The following is a 17,711-nucleotide window of genomic DNA, read 5'->3' on the forward strand; positions in this document are numbered from 1 at the left end:
ACGATCGGTATTCGAATGTTGTTGTCGGTGCTGCGTCTCCAGGGCCCGCTTTTCGGCATGGACTGACAAGGCGCGGCTTGCGTCGTCGAAGCGTGCGGCGTGCCGGGTGGGGCGCGCAACACGCGCCGCCGCACCGGGATGGGGCACGGCGGAGACGAAGCGTCAAAGCGGGTGGGGGGATTCTACAGGAGCGCGAAATGCCTGCGCGCGGGCGCGCGCCGAGGACGGCTTCGGACCGGGCGGCCGAAGCGCGCGCGGCGCGGGCGGCCGGTGAGCCGCTGGCGCGCCGCGCGGGAAGGGGTGCGTATCAGTTGCCGGCGATCGTATCGACCGGCTTGAACGCGCCGCGCTCGACCTTGTAGATCGTCACCGGCGCATCCTTCAGGTCGCCCTTCGCGTCGTACGCGATGCTCGGGGCCGACACACCCTTGATCGACACCTTGCCGAGGTACGGCGTGTACACCTTCGGGTCGGTCGAGTTCGCGTCCTTCATCGCGGTGAGCAGCGCGATCGTGCCGTCGTACGAATACGGCGAGTAGGTGATCACGTCTTCGTTGAAGCGCGCCTTGTAGCGGGCCGCGTAGCCGGAGAAGCCCGGCATCTTTTCCTTCGGCAGGCCGCCCATGTAGACGATCGCGCCTTCGGCCGCGTCGCCGCCGACCTTCAGGAACGTCGGCGAGCGCGACATTTCGCCCGTCACGAAGGCCGACTTCATCCCGAGCTGGCGCATCTTGCGGATCATCGGCGACGATTGCGCATCGCCGCCGCCGTAGAAGATCGCGTCCGGATTCATGCCCTTCAGGTTGGTCAGGATCGCGGAGAAATCGAGCGCCTTGTCGTTCGTGAAGTCGCGCTTGACGATCGTGCCGCCGGCCGCTTCCACGGCCTTCGCGAATTCGTCCGCGATGCCCTGGCCGTAGGCCGTGCGGTCGTCGATGATCGCGATGCGCTTGAAGCGCAGCGTCTTCACCGCGTACGTGCCGACGATGCGGCCCGCCTGCGCGTCGCTCGTCAGCAGCCGGTAGGTCGTCTTGTAGCCGCGCGCCGTGTATTGCGGCGACGTCGCCATCGAGATCTGCGGCAGCCCCGCGCGATCGTACAGGTCGGACGCCGGAATGCTGGTGCCCGAGTTGAAGTGGCCGATGATCCCGCGGACGTTGTCGTCGATCAGTCGCTGCGCGACGGTGGTGCCGGTGCGCGGGTCGGCCTGGTCGTCCTGCGAGTCGAGCTGGAACGTGACGGGCTTGCCGCCGATCGTCGGATGCGTCGCGTTGAAATCGGCGATCGCGAGCTGCACGCCCTTCTGCATGTCCGTGCCGTAATTCGACTGCGGGCCGGTCAGCGGTGCGGCGAAACCGATCTTGACGACGTCGGCGGCGATGGCGTGCGCGCCCGACAGTGCGCAGGCGGCGGCCAGCGCGACGTGCGATACCTTCAGCTTCACTTTCACTTCCCCTTGATGGCGTGGTTGGGCCGCCGCCGGCATGCGGGCCGGCGCCGGTAAACCGGGCGAGACGTATCGATCCGCAGGCCGGTGCGCAGCGGCGATGCGTGCTCGCCGCGTACTGCGTGCGCTATGCCGGAATCGGCGTGCGCGACGGCGGATGCGACGGGTCGTGCGTGCCGATTGCGGCAGCGGCGGGATGTCGTCTCGTGACCGTGAAGCGAAGTCTAGATAGCGAAAATGCGTGCGTCTTGCGCGTTCGATGCGTGACCGGCGACGATATCGGCATATCGTCGATTACCCTGATATATGCTGAAATCGTCATGGCGAATGCGCAAACCCGCCAAGACGCGGGTCGCCGGCATTTTTAGGATGGCGGATTCGGGGGCGTGCTGGCAGTGTGTCGATGTGCTGCGCCGGCCGCGGCGAAAGCGGAACCTTCGCCGGCGCCGCATGCGTTTCGAAGTGGTTGTGTGCGCAACCTGTGCGGCTGACCGATGCGGCCGATCGCGACGCACGATGCAACCGGCCGCCGCCTTGCCCGCCCCGCGTTCGGCGCGACGCGAACGAAGGGGCGCTCCTATAATCGACGCCATCCGCCACTCGCTTCGCGGTTGCCGGGATGACGACCTTGCTTGCCGTACCGCCCATGAGCCTGTCCGACACGTTGCGCTACCAGCCCGACAACGCCGATCTCGGCGCGATGCTCGTGCATTTCCGCCTGCTCGAACCGGTGTTCGATGCGCTGCCGGACGTCGCGTTCTTCGTGAAGGATGCGAGCGGCCGCTACGCGATCGTCAATCGCACGCTGGCGATGCGCTGCGGTTACAAGGACAAGCGCGACCTGCTCGGCAAGACGGCCGACGAGGTGTTTCCGCGTCGCTTCGGCCGCAGCTATTTCGAGCAGGACATGGCGACGATCAACGCCGGCCAGCAACTGATGGACCAGCTCGAGCTGCACCTGTATCCGGGCCGCCAGCCAGGCTGGTGCCTGACCTGCAAGGAGCCGCTGCGCGACGCCGCGGGCCGGGTGGTCGGCCTCGCGGGCATCTCGCGCGACCTGAAGGCGCACGAGGGATCGCACCCGGCCTACAGCCGGCTCGCCGACGTGGTCCAGCACATCCAGGATCATTACGTGCAGCCGCTGAACCTGAAGCAGCTCGCGCAGATGGCCGGGATGTCGGTCGCGCAGCTCGAACGCTACTTCCACAAGGTGTTTCACCTGACGCCGCGCCAGGTGCTGCTGAAGACGCGGCTCGACGCGGCCACCGCGCTGCTCGTCACGCACGACAAGGTGACCGACGTCGCCGCACTGTGCGGCTACACGGATCACAGCGCGTTCACGCGTCAGTTCAAGGCGACGGTCGGCGTGACGCCGACGGAATACCGGTTGATGCTGCAGGAGCGGGCGGGGTGACGCAACTCGCCGGCGTGGCCGGCGCGTTGCGGGGATCGGGGTAAGGCGGGGAAGCGGGAAGGGTGAAGCGGTGAAAGCGGCGGCTTAGCGGTAGCCGAGCCCTTTCAGGACGGCCGTGCCGTCTTCGGTCAGCCGGAAGCTCGGGGCCGTATCGGGGTCGAGCTTGACCATTTCGACGAGGCCGGCTTCCTGCAGCGCGGGCAATTCGGGTTTGGCGTTCGCACCGATCGGCGCATGCAGCAGCACGAGCAGCGTCGCGATTTCATGATGACTGAGCAGGCGGCGCAGCATCGTCTTCTTTGCAGGGGGCGCGGCCGGGCGGCCCGCGGGTGCTTCTACGGCGCTCATCGCTTTCCTCCTTTTCGAGATGACCATCGGGTACTGGTTGCGGATGGTGCCGTCGAAGACTTAAGCGATTCTTAAAACCGTGGCGGACGGCGCAATGCTGCGCTGCGGTACGGGTTACGGGATGTAACGCCAGACGCCGCGTAGCTTCCCCGCTGATCGAGGCCGGCCGTGCGGGCGGGCCTTCGGCGGTGCGATTCACCACGATGGTGCGGGTGAAAGGTGGGCCGCCCGAATGGTCGCCGAATCGCTTGCGTGGTCCGGCCCCAACTCCGCTTCGCGTCCTTTCCTTATTTCCTGCGCTGCGCCTGCGCGGCGAGCCGCACGGCCGCATTCGCCGCGCCATAGCCGTCGTATCCGCCGCGCCGCTCGACGATCTCCAGCGAGAAGCGGTTGTCGACCAGCTCCGTATACGCATGCAGGAATTCGCCGCCGTGCTCGTCGCGGTCGTACAGCAGGTGATGCGCGCTCAGCGTGTCGATCAGTTCGTCCGGCAGCGCGTAGCGCGCGGCGAGATCGTCGTAGTAGTTGGCCGGAATCCGCAGGAACGGCACGCCGTCGGCCGCGAACGCGGCGACCGTCTTCACGATGTCGTCGGTGCGGAACGCGACGTGGTTCAGCCCGGTGCCGTGGTAGCGGTCGAGCGATTCGGCGACGGCCGTATGGCGGTCGACCGACGCGTTCAGCGCGATCCGCACCGAGCCGTCGGCGCTGCGCACCGCGCGGCTGCGCATCAGCCCGTACGGGTCGGGCACGAGCCAGCTGCGCTCGGCCTCGAAGCCGAACGCCGTCTTGAAGAACAGGATCCAGGTGTCGAGCGCGTCGGCCGGCAGCGCGAGGCACACGTGATCGATGCCCGTCAGCGGGCCGACTTCGCTCGGGCCGTCGATGTCGGTCAGCACGAAGTCCGATTCATATAGCGTCGGCGCATCCGGCGCCTCGTCGACGAAATATTCGAGGCTGCCGTCCGGCGCCTTCACGCTCGGCAGCACACGCTCGTTCGGCCCGACCCGGCCGGAGAACGGCGCGTAGCCGAAGCCGGCCGCGCGTTCGAACGCCACTTTGGCATCGTCGACGCGGAACGCCGACGCGCATAGCGACAGCCCGTGCTGCTGGAAGAACGCATCGGCGAACGAGTCGCGCTCGGCGTTCAGCACGATCGACGCGGCGCCGTGCTGGAACAGCGTCACGTCCTTCGAGCGATGCCGGCCGGCGAGCCGGAAGCGCATCCGGCCCAGCCATTCGCCGACGGTCGCCGCCGCCGGTGCGTCGACCGCGAATTCGATGAACTGGAACCCGACGTGCGCGGGCGGGGCCGGCGGCGCGAACAGCGGTTGGCTGGCGGCGGGCGTGCGACCGTCCTGCGCGAGCCGCGCGCGCGTCAGGTCTTCCAGATAGAGCAGCGAGCGATGGCCGTCGGCGGCCGTGAGCGCGGTCGGCGCCGCGCGGAAGCCGTCGTTGAAGATCTCGAGCGACAGCGGCCCCGTATAGCCCGACTCGATCACGCGCGCGGTGAAGCGCGCCAGGTCGAAGTCGCCCTGGCCCGGGAACGAGCGGTAGTGGCGGCTCCATTCGAGCACGTCCATCACGAGCTTCGGCGCGTCGGCGATCTGCACGAACGCGATCCGGTCGCCGGGGATGTCGGCGATCGCGTCCGGCGAATCGTCGAGCGACAGCGTGTGGAAACTGTCGAGCGCCAGGCCGAGGTGCGGGCTGTTCACCGCGTTCACGAGCTTCCACGCGTGGCCGTACCGCTTCACGACGCGGCCCCACGCGAGCGCTTCGTACGCGGCCACCACGCCGGCCTGCCGCGCGGCTTCGGCGAGCACGCCGAGCTGGTCGACGAGCAGCCCGTCGTCCGCGATCGTGTCGGCCGCCACACTGCTGCAGACGAGGATGCGGTCGGTGCCGAGCGCATGCATCACGTCGAACTTGCGCTTGATCCGGTCGAGATTGCGCGCAAGCTGGGCCGCGCTCACGCCCTCGAAGTCGCGAAACGGCTGGAACAGCACGATGTCGAGGCCGAGGTCGGCGGCCATGCGCCGGACGTCGGCCGGCGATCCGTCGAAGTAGACGAGATCGTTTTCGAAGATTTCGACGCCGTCGAAGCCCGCGGCCTGGACGGCGGCGAGCTTCTCGGCGAGCGTGCCGGACAGTGACACGGTGGCGATCGAGCGCTGCATGGGCGTTTCCTGCGGATGAACAGGGCATGGCGCCGGTCGAACCGGCCCTGAATGAACCAGTCGTTGAGTTCCGTACGCGCGCCATATCCCGAATTTACTGGGTTAGTGATGCGTATTGTACAAACTAACTAGGTGGTACAAATTAGCGAAAACCCGAAAAGACAGCCCGCGTGCACGGGCGCACACTAGCGCCAAATTCCGATGTCTTCGGGGCGGCGCCGATCCTGGTCTGCCCCTGTTTCAGGAGCAGAAACACGATGAGCAAGCACAAGGTGCTGGTGCTGAACGGCCCGAACCTCAATCTGCTGGGCACCCGCGAGCCCCATATCTACGGCGCGGAAACGCTCGCCGATCTCGAGCAGCGCTGCCGCACGGCGGCGGAAGGGCTCGGGCTGGAAATCGAGTTTCGCCAGTCGAACGCCGAGCACCAGCTGATCGACTGGCTGCATGCCGCGCGTCACGACACGCACGGCATCGTGATCAACCCGGCCGCCTATACGCACACGTCGGTCGCGCTGGCCGACGCGCTTTCCGCGATCGCGAAGCCGGTGATCGAGGTGCATATCTCGAACGTCCATCGCCGCGAAGCGTTTCGCCACCATTCGTATATCTCGGCGATCGCCGAAGCCGTGATCTGCGGCTGCGGCACCGAAGGCTATGTGTTCGCGTTGCAGCGCCTGGCGACGCTGTTCGCGCAGGGGGCCGCCCGATGAGCCGCCCGTCGTTTCTGATCGGCCTGATCGGCCAGGGCATCGGCGGTTCGCTGTCGCCCGCGATGCACGAGGAAGAGGGCTTCCGCCAGGGCTTCGGCTACGTGTACCGGCGCATCGATCTCGATGCGCTTGGCGTGACCGTCGACGCACTGCCGCAACTGCTCGAGGCCGCGCAGCGGATGGGCTACAACGGGCTGAACATCACGCATCCGTGCAAGCAGCGCGTGATCGAGCACCTCGACGCGCTGTCGGACGACGCGCGTGCGCTCGGCGCGGTGAACACCGTGCTGTTCAAGGACGGCAAGCGGATCGGCCACAACACCGACTGGTCGGGCTTTGCGAAATCGTTCCGCCGCGGGCTGCCGGACGCGAAGCTCGACCGCGTCGTCCAGCTCGGCGCGGGCGGCGCGGGCGCGGCCGTCGCGCACGCCGCGCTGCAGATGGGCGCGGCTGAACTGACGATTTTCGACGTCGACGGCACGCGCGCCACCGCGCTGGCGGGCGAATTGCAGCAGCGCTTCCCTGCCGCCCGGGTCACGCCGGGCAGCGATCTCGCGGCCGCGATGCGCGCAACGACCGGCCTGATCCACTGCACGCCGACCGGCATGGCCAAGCATCCGGGCCTGCCGCTGCCGGCCGAACTGCTCCACGCAGGCATGTGGGTGGCCGACATCGTGTATTTCCCGCTCGAAACCGAACTGATCCACGCCGCGCGCGCGGCCGGCTGCGCGACGCTGCCGGGCGGCGGGATGGCCGTGTACCAGGCCGTCGACGCGTTCGAGCTCTTCACCGGGCGCACGCCCGACGCCGAGCGGATGTTCGATCACTTTCAGTCGCTCGTCGCGCGCTGACCCCCTTGCAGACACAGAAAGAGAGACAGGAGACGACCATGCAACACACCACCCACACGAGCGCCGCGCCGGCGCAGGCGGCCGGCACGGTCCGGCGCACGTCGGCGCGCTACAAGATCCTCGCGCTGCTCGCGATCGGCACGATGATCAACTATCTCGACCGCACCGTGCTGGGCGTGGCGGCGCCGCAGCTCACCAAGGAGCTCGGCATCAACGCGGCCGTGATGGGCGTCATGTTCTCCGCGTTTTCGTGGACGTACGTGGCGATGCAGGTGCCCGGCGGCCTGTTCCTCGACCGCTTCGGCAGCAAGATCACCTACTACTGGTCGATGACGCTGTGGTCGCTGTGCACGTTCCTGCAAGGCTTCGTGCCGGGCGTCGCGACGTTGCTCGCGTGCCGGCTCGGTCTCGGCGTGACGGAAGCGCCGTGCTTCCCGACCAACAGCCGCGTCGTCGCGACGTGGTTCCCGCAGAACGAACGCGCGATGGCGACCGGCACCTACACCGTCGGCGAGTACATCGGCCTCGCGTTCTTCAGCCCGGTGCTGTTCGCGTTGATGGGCGCGTTCGGCTGGCGCTCGCTGTTCTGGGTGGTCGGTGCGGTCGGCATCGTGTTCGGCCTAGTCTGGTGGAAGTTCTACCACGAGCCGCGCAACCACCCGGGCGCGAATTCGGCGGAACTGGCCTATATCGAAGCGGGCGGCGGTCTCGTGCACGGTGCGCGCAAGGACGGCGACAAGAGCGGCAAGCCGGCGCAGGCCAAGTTCAGCTGGTCGATGGTCGGCCAACTGGTGAAGAAGCGCCAGCTCGCGGGCATCTGCCTCGGCCAGTTCGCCGGCAACTCGACGCTCGTATTCTTCCTGACCTGGTTCCCGACCTATCTGGCAACCGAGCGCCACATGGGCTGGCTGAAGATCGGCTTCTTCGCGGTGATGCCGTTCATCGCCGCGTCGGTCGGCGTGATGTTCGGCGGGATCTTCTCCGACTGGCTGCTGCGCCGCGGCAAGTCCGCGAACCTCGCGCGCAAGCTGCCGATCATCGCGGGCCTGCTGCTCGCGTCGACGATCATTCTCGCGAACTACGTGCAGAGCAACGAGGCGGTGATCGCGATCATGTCGGTCGCGTTCTTCGCGCAGGGGATGGCCGCGCTCGGCTGGACGCTCGTGTCGGACATCGCGCCGGACGGCCTGCTCGGCGTGACGGGCGGCATCTTCAACTTCGCGGCGAACCTGGCGGGCATCGTCACGCCGCTCGTGGTCGGCTTCATCGTCGCGTCGACCGGCTCGTTCGTCGGCGCGCTCGTGTTCATCGGCGTGATCGCGCTGGTCGGTGCGCTGTCGTACATCTTCGTCGTCGGCGACATCAAGCGGATCGAGCTGTAAGCACCGGCTCCACGCACACTCGGTGCGTTCGCCCGGCGGCCGGTTGGCCGCCGGGTTTTTTGTTTGCGCGTGCCGACCGGTCGGCACATACCTCGCTTCATGCGGGCTGCATCGCGATGCCGAGCGATTCGATTGCCTGCGCGATCGCGGCGACCGCCCGCCGGATATCGCCTGCATCGATCGCGCCGATGCAGCCGACGCGGAACGTCTCGAGCCGCGTCAGTTTGCCCGGATACAGGATGAAGCCCGCGTCGCGCACCGCGTCGTAGAAACGGCGGAAATCGTAGGCTGGATGGTCGGGCGCGTGAAACGTGACGATCACCGGCGCCTGCACGCTCGCGTCGAGGAACGGCACGAAACCGAGCGCGCGCATCGATTCGACCAGCGTCCGGCAGTTGTCCGCATAGCGCGCGCCGCGCGCCGGCTGGCCGCCTTCGGCGAGATACTGGTCGAGCGCGGCGCGCAGCGCGGCAATCACGTGCGTCGGCGGCGTGAAGCGCCATTGCCCCGTCCTGCGCAGGTACGCGTACTGGTCGTGGAGATCGAGCGCGAGCGAGGGCGAGTTGCCTTCGCTCGCGTCGAGCGCGTCGCGCCGCACGATCGCGAATCCCATTCCCGGCACGCCTTCGAGACATTTGCCGCTGGCCGAGATCAGCGCGTCGATGCCGCTGTCCGCCAGCGCGATCGGCAGCGCGCCGAACGAACTCATCGCATCGACGATCAGCCGCTTGCCGTGCCGCCGGCACGCGGCCGCGATCGCGTCGAGCGGATTCAGGATCCCGGCGCTCGTTTCCAGGTGCACGAGCGCGACGTGCGTGATGCGCGGCTCGCGCGCGAACGCAGCCTCAATGGCCGCCGCGTCGACGGCCGCGTCTTCGCCGAACGGCAGCGCGATCGCGTCGATACCGAGCCGGCCGAGAATTTTCTGGATGCGCGCGCAATACGCGCCGTTGTCGGGCACCAGCACGACGCCGTCGCGCGGCACCAGCGTGCCGAGCGCGGCTTCGACCGAGAACGTGCCGCTACCCTGCATCGGCACGCATACGTACTCGTCTCCGCCATGCGCGATGGCGACGAGATCCGCGCAGACGCTGGCCGTCAGCTGGTTGAAAGCGGCATCCCACGACCCCCAGTCATGTTGCATTGCGTGGCGTGTTGTGGCGGACGTGGTGAGCGGGCCGGGCGTGAGCAGGATCGGGTCGGACATGGCTTTTGTCTCCAGCAAAGGGCGAACGAAACACCGGATGGCATTTCCGAATGGACTTGCATGATAGTGGCAAAATGTGTCATTTTTTGGAAATTGTGGCATTCGTCACGGCTTTGTCATCGAACGCTGTGATCCTTCGGTTGCCGCGCGACACCCAGCCTGAGCGCGGTAGCGAGGCGGGCCGCCAGGCGGCTCGCCCGAAGACAACAGGAGAGCCGGATCGTGCCCCGGCCGTTTGGTGTTCCGCCTACGGAGAAGTGAGATGACACTGCAGAAACCCTCGCGCGCCGCCGCCGGCGCGTTCCGCAAACTCGCGCTGGCCGCCTGCGCCGCCGGTCTGCTGCAAGGCGCCGCGATGCCGGCGCATGCGGCAAACGCGGTCGTGCTGTACACGGCGGACGGCCTCGAGAACCTCTATCGCGACGTGCTGCCGGCTTTCGAGAAGAAGGAAGGCGTGAAGGTCAACATCGTGACGGCAGGCAGCGGCGAGGTGGTGAACCGCGCGAACATCGAGAAGAATTCCCCGAAGGCCGACGTGATCGTCACGCTGCCGCCGTTCATCCAGCAAGCCGGCCAGATGGGCCTGCTGCAGCCGTACCAGAGCGTGAACTACAAGAACGTGCCGGCCATCGCGAAGGCCGAGGACGGCACCTGGGCGACGTTCGTGAACAACTACTTCTCGTTCGCGATCAACCCGGACGTCGTGAAGAACCAGCCGAAGACGTTCGCCGACCTGCTCGCGCCGGCCTACGCCGGCAAGGTCGCGTACTCGAACCCGGCCACGGCCGGCGACGGGATGGCCGTGCTGATCCTGACGACGTCGCTGATGGGCGAGGACAAGGCGTTCGACTATCTCGCGAAGCTGTCGCAGAGCGTGAAGTTCCACACGAAGGGCACGGGTTACCTGAACGTGCTGCTGTCGCGTAACGAGATCAGCGTCGCGAACGGCGACCTGCAGATGGACCTCGACGATGCCGAACACGGCGCGCTGTCCATCAAGCCGATCTTCCTGGCCGCGAAGGACGGCGACCAGCCGACCACGTTCCAGCTCCCGTACGGCATCGGCCTGATCAAGAGCGGCCCGAACCAGGACGCCGGCCGGAAGCTGATCGACTACCTGATGTCGACGGAAGTGCAGTCGAAGGTGCCGGACATGTACGGCATCCCGGGCCGCACCGACGTGCCGCTGGCCGGCAAGAACGGCGAAGCGGTCAAGAAGGCGATCGCGGGTGTGAAGCTGATTCCGGTCGACTGGACCCAGGTGATGGCGAAGAAGCCGGTGTGGATCGAGCGCTGGAAGAAGGACGTGATCGGCAGCTCGGGCAAGCAGCTCGACGTCGTCAAGCCGAAGTGATCGGCGCACGCCGCCTGTATTCGCGAGCAAGAGGATGAACCCGGTGGAAACCACCCTGACCCATCCCGGCGCATTCGGCGCCGCCGAACCGCACGCGACGCTGCGGTCCGGCGCGCCGGGCGGCGTGCAGATCGAGCATCTGAGCGTGCGCTACGGCGCGCGCACGGTGCTGGAGGATCTGTCGCTGTCGATCGGCGCCGGTGAATTTCTGACCGTGCTCGGCAAGAGCGGTTGCGGCAAGACCACGCTGCTGCGCTTCATCGCCGGGTTCGTGAAGGCCGACGGCCTGACCGGCACGCTGACCGTTGCCGGACGCGACCTGACCTATGCGCCGCCGCACAAGCGCAACCTCGGTCTGCTGTTCCAGAATTACGCGTTGTTCCCGCACCTGTCGGTGTTCGAGAACGTCGCATTCGGGCTGCGCGCGCGTGGCATGGCGTCGTCGGAAGTGACGCGCCGCGTCGCCGATGCGCTGAAGCTCGTGCAGCTCGGCGACGCGGGTCACCATCTGCCCGCGCAACTGTCGGGCGGGATGCAGCAGCGCGTCGCGCTGGCCCGCGCGCTGGTGATCGAGCCCGACGTGCTGCTGCTCGACGAGCCGCTGTCGGCGCTCGACGCCAACCTGCGCGCGTCGGTGCGCAGCGAACTGAAGGCGCTGCACGAGCGCCTGCCGAACCTGACCGTCGTCTGCGTGACGCACGACCGCGACGATGCGCTCGTGCTGTCCGACCGCGCGCTGCTGATGCGCGATGGTCACATCGCGCAGCTCGGCACGCCGCAGCAGTTGTACGACGCGCCGCGCGACGGCTACGTCGCGCGCTATCTCGGCCCGGCGAACCTGCTGCCGCCGCATGTGATCTTCCCGCTCGGCGATCCGCGCCACGAGGTGCGCGGCAAGGTCGCGTGCGTGCGTCCCGAGCGGCTGACCGTGATGCCGCCCGCAGCGGGCGGCCTGCACGGCACGGTGTCGTCGGTCGAATGGCAGGGCGCGGACCTGTCGATCGCCGTCGTGATCGACGCGGCGCCCGACGAGCCCGTGCGCGTCACGATGCAACGCGGCCGCGGCGCGGCTCCCGAGCGCGGTGCGCGCGTGTCCCTGCATTGCGAGGCAGACGATGTCGTCCTTATCGAGCCCTGAAGCCGGCCTGCCGCCGCACGTGCTCGCGTCGGCCGCCGCACACGCCGCGGCCGCGCGGCGCGGCAGGCGCATGGGCGATTTGCACCTCGCTGCGCTGGCGATCGTCGTGCTCGGCCCGCTCGTCGTCTATCCGCTGGTGCGGCTCGTGCTGCTGAGCGTGTCGAGCGATCACGGGCTGAGTTTCGCCGCGTACCGCACCTTCTTCGGCAATCCCGACACGCGCAACGTGCTGCTGACGACGCTCGGCGTGCTGTTCGCGAGCGCCGGCACCGCATCGGTGTTCGGCGTGCTGCTGGCCGCGCTGCTGTTCTTCAAGCCGTTCCCGGGTGCATCGCTCGTCACGCGCTTCCTGGAGCTGTACGTCGCGTTTCCGTCGTTCCTCGTCGCGTTCACGCTGATCTTCCTGTACGGCTCGCAGGGCTCGGTCAGCATCGCGCTGCAGCACCTGTTCCATCTCGAGCATCCGCCGCTCGATTTCCTGTTCGGCATCGGCGGCGTGATTCTCGCGCAGACCGTGTTCTACACGCCGTTCGTCGTGCGGCCGACGCTCGCGTCGTTCGCGACGCTGGACCTGCGGCTGATCGAAGCCGCGCGCAGCCTCGGCGCGCCCGGCTGGATGCTCGCGCGCCGCGTCGTGCTGCCGATCGCGTGGCCGGGCATCGCCGCCGGCACCGTGCTGTGCTTCCTGCTGACGCTGAACGAGTTCGGCATCCTGCTCGTGCTCGGCAGCGCGCGGCTCGTCACGTTGCCGGTCGCGATCTACAGCAGCGCGACCGTCGATCTCGACCTGCCGACCGCGTCGGCCGGCGCGGTCGTGATGTTGACGCTGTCGCTGGCGTTGTATGCGGTTTATCGCCGGGTGAACCGGCGTGCGACGGGAGGGAACGATGTCCGCTGAATTCCGTATCGGGCAGGCCGTGCCGCGGCACCAGGTCGGCTGGACCGACGCGTTGCTCAAGCATGCGTCGCGCGCCGCGCTCGCATTGGCCGCGTTCGCGTGCTTCTGGCTGTTCGTGCTGCCGGTGATCGTCGTCGCGCTGTCGAGCGTGTCGACGCAGTGGTCGGGCACGATCTTGCCGGCCGGCTACAGCCTGCGCTGGTTCGAGCGGCTCGGCTCGCCGGAATACGACGCGCTGGTGACGAGCCTCGAAATCGGCTTCGGCGTATCGGCGCTCGGCACGATCCTCGGGCTGTGGCTGGCGCTCGCGCTCGAAGGGCGCGACCGGCGCGGCCTCGGGGCGGTCGTCGACGCGCTCGTGATGGTGCCGAACGGCGTACCGAGCGTCGTGCTCGGGCTCGCGGTGCTGATCGCGTATCACCGGAAGCCGCTCGACCTGTCCAGCTCGGCGGCGATCGTCGTGCTGGTGCAGCTCGCGCTGATTCTGCCGTTCTGCTATCGCTGCGCGGCCGCCGCGCTGCGCCCGGAATTGACCGTGCTGCGCGAGGCTGCCGCGAGCCTCGGTGCGCCGCCCGCGATGGTGTTGCGCCGCGTGCTGCTGCCGCAGCTCGTGCCGGCGCTGCGCGCGAGCCTCGCGCTCGGCTTCGCGCTGTCGCTCGGCGAGCTCGGCGCGACGCTGACGGTATATCCGCCCGGCTTCGTGACCGTGCCGATCGTCGTGATCGGGCAGGTGGAGCGCGGCTACTACCTGCCGGCGTCGGCGCTGTCGCTGCTGATGCTCGGCGCGTCGCTCGCGGCGTTGCTGCTGATCGCCGCGCGCGTGCCGCGCGGCAAGCGGGCGGCATCATGAACGCCGCGTTCGCGTTGCGGCTCCCCGGCGAGCAACCGTCAGCCGGCAAGGGTGCGCCGGATCTCGCGGGACGCTCGATCGACGTCAACGGCCGGCGCTACCGGCTGCCGGTCGAGCCGACCGTCGTCATCTGTGTCGACGGCTGCGAGTACGACTATCTCGAACGGGCGGTGGCGGCGGGCGTCGCGCCGTTCATCGGCCGGATGATCGAGCAAGGCACCGCGTGGCGAGCCGATTGCGTCGTGCCGACCTTCACCAACCCGAACAACCTGTCGATCGTCTGCGGCGTGCCGCCGTCGGTTCACGGCATCTGCGGCAACTACTTCTGGGATCCGGCCGCCGACGGCGGGCGCGGCGCCGAAGTCATGATGAACGACCCGGCCTACCTGCGGGCCGGCACGCTGCTCGCCGCGGCGTCCGACGCCGGCGCGCGGGTGGCCGTCGTGACCGCGAAGGACAAGCTGCGCCGGCTGCTCGGCTGGCGGCTGAACGGCATCTGCTTTTCGGCCGAGAAGGCCGCGCAGGCCAATCTCGCGGAAAACGGGATCGTCGACGTGCTCGACTGGGTCGGCCTGCCGTCGCCGGATGTGTACAGCGCGGCATTTTCCGAATTCGTGTTCGCGGCCGGCGTACGCCTCGCGCAGACGCGGCAGGTCGACCTGATGTACCTGTCGACCACCGACTACGTGCAGCACAAATGCGAGCCGGGCAGTGCCGGCGCGAACGCGTTCTACGCGATGATGGACGGCTACCTCGCGCAGCTCGACGCGCTCGGCTGGGCGATCGGGCTCACGGCCGATCACGGGATGAACGCGAAGCACGATCCGGCGACGGGCCGCCCGAACGTGATCTATCTGCAGGACGCCTTCGACGGCTGGTACGGCACGCAGGCGGCGCGCGTGATCCTGCCGATTACCGATCCGTACGTCGTGCATCACGGCGCGCTTGGTTCGTTCGCGACGATCTACCTGGCGCCGGGTGTCGACCGGCCCGAAGCGATGTGGCGCATCGGTGGCCTCGATGGCGTCGAGCTCGTGCTCGACAACGCGGAAGCCGCCGCTCGTTTCGAACTGCCGGCCGACCGGATCGGCGATCTCGTCGTGATCGGCCGCCGCGACATGACGCTCGGTACGCGTGAACGCGACCACGATCTGTCGGGCCTCACGGTGCCGCTGCGTTCGCATGGCGGCGTGTCGGAGCAGGAGGTGCCGCTGCTGTTCAATCGCCGTATCGAGCGGGACGATCCCGCACGTCGCCCGCGCAACTTCGACGTATTCGATTTCGTGTTGAACCGGATCGCGACATGATGGCTCATCCGCGGCAAGATCATCCGTCGTTTCGTGCCGAAGCGTTGCGTTGGTGCGGCACGCGCGCGATGCGCGAGCGCACGCTCGACGTCACGGACCCGTACACGGGCACGCGCGTCGGCACCGCGCCGCTCGCCAGCGTCGACGACGTGCGCGCGGCGTTCGATTACGCGATGGCCTACCGGCCGACGCTGACGCGCTACGAACGCTCGCAGATCCTCGAACGTGCGGCCGCGCTGCTGCGCGAGCGCACCGAGGAGGCGTCCGACCTGATCACGCTCGAGTCGGGGTTGTCGAAACAGGATTCGCGCTACGAGATCGGTCGGGTGGCCGACGTGCTGAAGTTCGCGGCGGTCGAGGCGCTGCGTGACGACGCGCAGAGTTTCTCTTGCGACCTGACGCCCCACGGCAAGGCGCGGCGCGTGTTCTCGCAGCGCCAGCCGCTCGACGGCGTGATCGTCGCGATTACGCCGTTCAATCATCCGATGAACCAGGTCGCGCACAAGATCGCGCCGGCGATCGCGACCAACAACCGCGTGATCGTGAAGCCGTCGGAGAAGGTACCGCTGTCGGCGTTCTATCTGGCCGACCTGCTGTATGAAGCCGGGCTGCCGGAACCGATGCTGCAGGTGCTGACCGGCGACCCGGCCGAGATCGCGGACGAGCTCGTCACGCATCCGCATGCGTCGCTGATCACGTTCACGGGCGGCGTCGCGATCGGCAAGGCGATTGCGGCGCGGGCCGGCTACCGGCGCATCGTGCTGGAGCTGGGCGGCAACGACCCGCTGATCGTCCTCGCCGATGCCGATCTCGACCGCGCGGCGTCGCTCGCGGTGTTGGGCTCGTACCGGAATTCGGGCCAGCGTTGCACGGCCGTCAAGCGAATGCTGGTGCAGCGCTCCATCGCGCCGGCGTTCACCGAATTGCTCGTCGAGAAGACGCGCGCCTGGAAATACGGCGATCCATTCGATCCATCGAACGAAATGGGCACGGTGATCGACGAAGCCGCGGCGCGGCTGTTCGAGGCGCGCGTGAACGAGGCGGTCGCGCAGGGCTCGCGCCTGCTGACCGGCAATGTACGGCGCGGCGCGTTGTACGCGCCGACCGTGCTCGACAACGTCGATCCGTCGATGACGCTGGTGCGCGAGGAGACCTTCGGGCCCGTGTCGCCCGTCATCGCATTCGATACGATCGACGACGCGATCCGGCTCAGCAACGGCACGGCGTTCGGGCTGTCGTCGGGTGTCTGTACGGACAGCACGGCCGCCGTCGTACGGTTCGTGAACGAGTTGAACGTCGGCACGGTGAACGTATGGGAAGTGCCCGGATACCGGATCGAACTGTCGCCGTTCGGCGGGATCAAGGATTCGGGGCTCGGTTACAAGGAAGGCGTCCAGGAGGCGATGAAGAGTTTCACGAACCTGAAGACGTTTTCGCTGCCTTGGGAGTAAACGAATGGCGCTGACGGTGGAAGAGATCCACGGCCTGTATCGCGAGCATGGCCATCTGGCCTATAGCGGCGAACCCGTCACGCAGCTCGAGCATGCATTGCAGAGCGGGTTGCTGGCGGAAGCGTCCGGGGCGGACGAAGCGCTGGTCGCGGCGGCGTTCCTGCACGACCTCGGCCATTTGCTGAATCGCCAGGGCGACACGCCGAGCGCGCGCGGGATCGACGATCTGCATCAGTATTACGTGCTGCCGTTCCTGCGGCCGCTGTTTTCCGACGCGGTGCTGGAGCCGATCCGGTTGCACGTCGACGCGAAGCGCTGTCTGTGCCGCACGGACGCCGGCTATTTCGAGAGCCTGTCGCCGGACTCGGTGCGCAGCCTGGCGTTGCAGGGCGGTATCTTCAGTGACGAGGAAGCGGCGGCGTTCCTGCAGCGCCCGTTCGCGGAGGACGCGCTGCACCTGCGCCGCTGGGACGATACGGCGAAGGAGCCAGGCAAGGCGACGCCGGATCTGGATCACTATATGGCGATCGTCGCACGCCAGGCGCGCGTGGCTTCCTGACGGTTCGGTTGCTTCTATATAAGGCGCCGCACGCGGCAGCGTGCGGCGCCTTATATTTTTTGCGAAACCCCTTGCGCGATCGCCGTGAGCTGCATAGAATCACGCCTCTTTCGCGCTAACGGAAACGCGGCGCGGGAGGAAGGGAAGCAGTGCCGTTGGAGTTCGGAAGGTAGCGAGCCTCGGCGGTACGGAAGTTGAGCCCCGCAGTCGCAACGAAGTCGTTCAGAAAGTTGTTGACGAACTGCGAAACACGGTTCATAATCTCGCTTCTCTGCTGCTGAAAACGCAGCGCTGCTGAGGGGTTCAAGATCCCTCGCAGACATGCTCTTTAAAAATTAACAGCCGATAAGTGTGGGCGCTTGATGACAGCGAGCTGATCCTCGGATCAGATAGCAAAAGTATCAAGAGTCTCACACTAAAGTAAGTCAGGTTTATGAAGTGATTCATATTCCTGTCAGCTTTGAGTGAGCGACCGGTTCTTAACTGAACCGAAAACAGTAACAGGTTTGAACTGAAGAGTTTGATCCTGGCTCAGATTGAACGCTGGCGGCATGCCTTACACATGCAAGTCGAACGGCAGCACGGGTGCTTGCACCTGGTGGCGAGTGGCGA

At 67.3% G+C, this 17,711-nt stretch carries 15 protein-coding genes and 1 rRNA gene; 12 read left to right on the forward strand and 4 right to left on the reverse strand.

Annotated features, from left to right (window positions below):
* Positions 1-307 precede the first annotated feature (307 nt).
* Complete coding sequence (locus MMB92_RS05855; RefSeq protein ID WP_077175778.1) at positions 308-1,444, reverse strand: branched-chain amino acid ABC transporter substrate-binding protein; 1,137 nt, start codon at positions 1,442-1,444, stop codon at positions 308-310.
* A gap of 622 nt (positions 1,445-2,066) precedes the next feature.
* Here MMB92_RS05855 and MMB92_RS05860 point away from each other — a divergent pair.
* On the forward strand, positions 2,067-2,861 hold the full coding sequence (locus MMB92_RS05860; RefSeq protein WP_006489480.1) for an AraC family transcriptional regulator: 795 nt from the start codon (positions 2,067-2,069) through the stop codon (positions 2,859-2,861).
* Positions 2,862-2,945: 84 nt separating this feature from the next.
* On the opposite strand, the gene MMB92_RS05865 is transcribed toward MMB92_RS05860, so the two are convergent.
* Entirely contained in the window at positions 2,946-3,209 is a 264-nt protein-coding gene (locus MMB92_RS05865) for a hypothetical protein (protein WP_006489463.1), read from the reverse strand.
* 287 nt (positions 3,210-3,496) lie between these two features.
* Positions 3,497-5,389: a sugar phosphate isomerase/epimerase and 4-hydroxyphenylpyruvate domain-containing protein gene (locus MMB92_RS05870; RefSeq protein ID WP_060210992.1), complete on the reverse strand. Its 1,893-nt coding sequence runs from the start codon at positions 5,387-5,389 to the stop codon at positions 3,497-3,499.
* A gap of 257 nt (positions 5,390-5,646) precedes the next feature.
* On the opposite strand from MMB92_RS05870, the gene aroQ reads away from it, so the two are divergent.
* From aroQ to MMB92_RS05885, 3 genes are read left to right on the forward strand one after another with little or no spacing between them, the layout of a single operon-like run.
* Entirely contained in the window at positions 5,647-6,102 is a 456-nt protein-coding gene (gene aroQ, locus MMB92_RS05875) for a type II 3-dehydroquinate dehydratase (RefSeq protein WP_006489476.1), read from the forward strand.
* Positions 6,099-6,953 (forward strand): shikimate dehydrogenase, encoded by an 855-nt coding sequence (locus MMB92_RS05880; RefSeq protein WP_006489465.1) that lies wholly within the window; start codon positions 6,099-6,101, stop codon positions 6,951-6,953. Before aroQ ends, MMB92_RS05880 begins: the two co-directional genes overlap by 4 nt.
* A 38-nt stretch (positions 6,954-6,991) precedes the next feature.
* Positions 6,992-8,335 (forward strand): MFS transporter, encoded by a 1,344-nt coding sequence (locus tag MMB92_RS05885; RefSeq protein WP_006489486.1) that lies wholly within the window; start codon positions 6,992-6,994, stop codon positions 8,333-8,335.
* Positions 8,336-8,432: 97 nt separating this feature from the next.
* Here MMB92_RS05885 and MMB92_RS05890 read toward each other — a convergent pair whose 3' ends face one another.
* Complete coding sequence (locus tag MMB92_RS05890) at positions 8,433-9,542, reverse strand: 2-aminoethylphosphonate--pyruvate transaminase (protein ID WP_060264030.1); 1,110 nt, start codon at positions 9,540-9,542, stop codon at positions 8,433-8,435.
* Between the two features lie 262 nt (positions 9,543-9,804).
* On the opposite strand from MMB92_RS05890, the gene phnS reads away from it, so the two are divergent.
* From phnS to MMB92_RS05930, 8 genes are all read left to right on the forward strand, one after another.
* A complete protein-coding gene (gene phnS / locus MMB92_RS05895) occupies positions 9,805-10,896 on the forward strand; it encodes a 2-aminoethylphosphonate ABC transporter substrate-binding protein (protein WP_006489475.1) in 1,092 nt (363 codons plus the stop codon).
* Positions 10,897-10,930: 34 nt separating this feature from the next.
* A complete protein-coding gene (gene phnT / locus MMB92_RS05900) occupies positions 10,931-12,034 on the forward strand; it encodes a 2-aminoethylphosphonate ABC transport system ATP-binding subunit PhnT (RefSeq protein ID WP_006494272.1) in 1,104 nt (367 codons plus the stop codon).
* A complete protein-coding gene (locus MMB92_RS05905; RefSeq protein WP_277562595.1) occupies positions 12,012-12,932 on the forward strand; it encodes a 2-aminoethylphosphonate ABC transporter permease subunit in 921 nt (306 codons plus the stop codon). Before phnT ends, MMB92_RS05905 begins: the two co-directional genes overlap by 23 nt.
* On the forward strand, positions 12,922-13,782 hold the full coding sequence (gene phnV, locus MMB92_RS05910; RefSeq protein ID WP_058902325.1) for a 2-aminoethylphosphonate ABC transport system, membrane component PhnV: 861 nt from the start codon (positions 12,922-12,924) through the stop codon (positions 13,780-13,782). Before MMB92_RS05905 ends, phnV begins: the two co-directional genes overlap by 11 nt.
* Complete coding sequence (gene phnA / locus MMB92_RS05915) at positions 13,779-15,089, forward strand: phosphonoacetate hydrolase (RefSeq protein WP_181645682.1); 1,311 nt, start codon at positions 13,779-13,781, stop codon at positions 15,087-15,089. The genes phnV and phnA overlap by 4 nt, the downstream gene beginning before the upstream one ends.
* Positions 15,086-16,540 (forward strand): phosphonoacetaldehyde dehydrogenase, encoded by a 1,455-nt coding sequence (gene phnY / locus MMB92_RS05920; protein ID WP_062910299.1) that lies wholly within the window; start codon positions 15,086-15,088, stop codon positions 16,538-16,540. Before phnA ends, phnY begins: the two co-directional genes overlap by 4 nt.
* 4 nt (positions 16,541-16,544) lie before the next feature.
* A complete protein-coding gene (locus MMB92_RS05925) occupies positions 16,545-17,099 on the forward strand; it encodes a phosphonate degradation HD-domain oxygenase (RefSeq protein ID WP_062910300.1) in 555 nt (184 codons plus the stop codon).
* A gap of 508 nt (positions 17,100-17,607) precedes the next feature.
* A 16S ribosomal RNA gene (locus MMB92_RS05930) occupies positions 17,608-17,711 on the forward strand; the annotation flags it as partial.

Source organism: Burkholderia sp. IO2, from assembly GCF_029522185.1.
Taxonomy (GTDB): Bacteria; Pseudomonadota; Gammaproteobacteria; order Burkholderiales; family Burkholderiaceae; genus Burkholderia; species Burkholderia cenocepacia.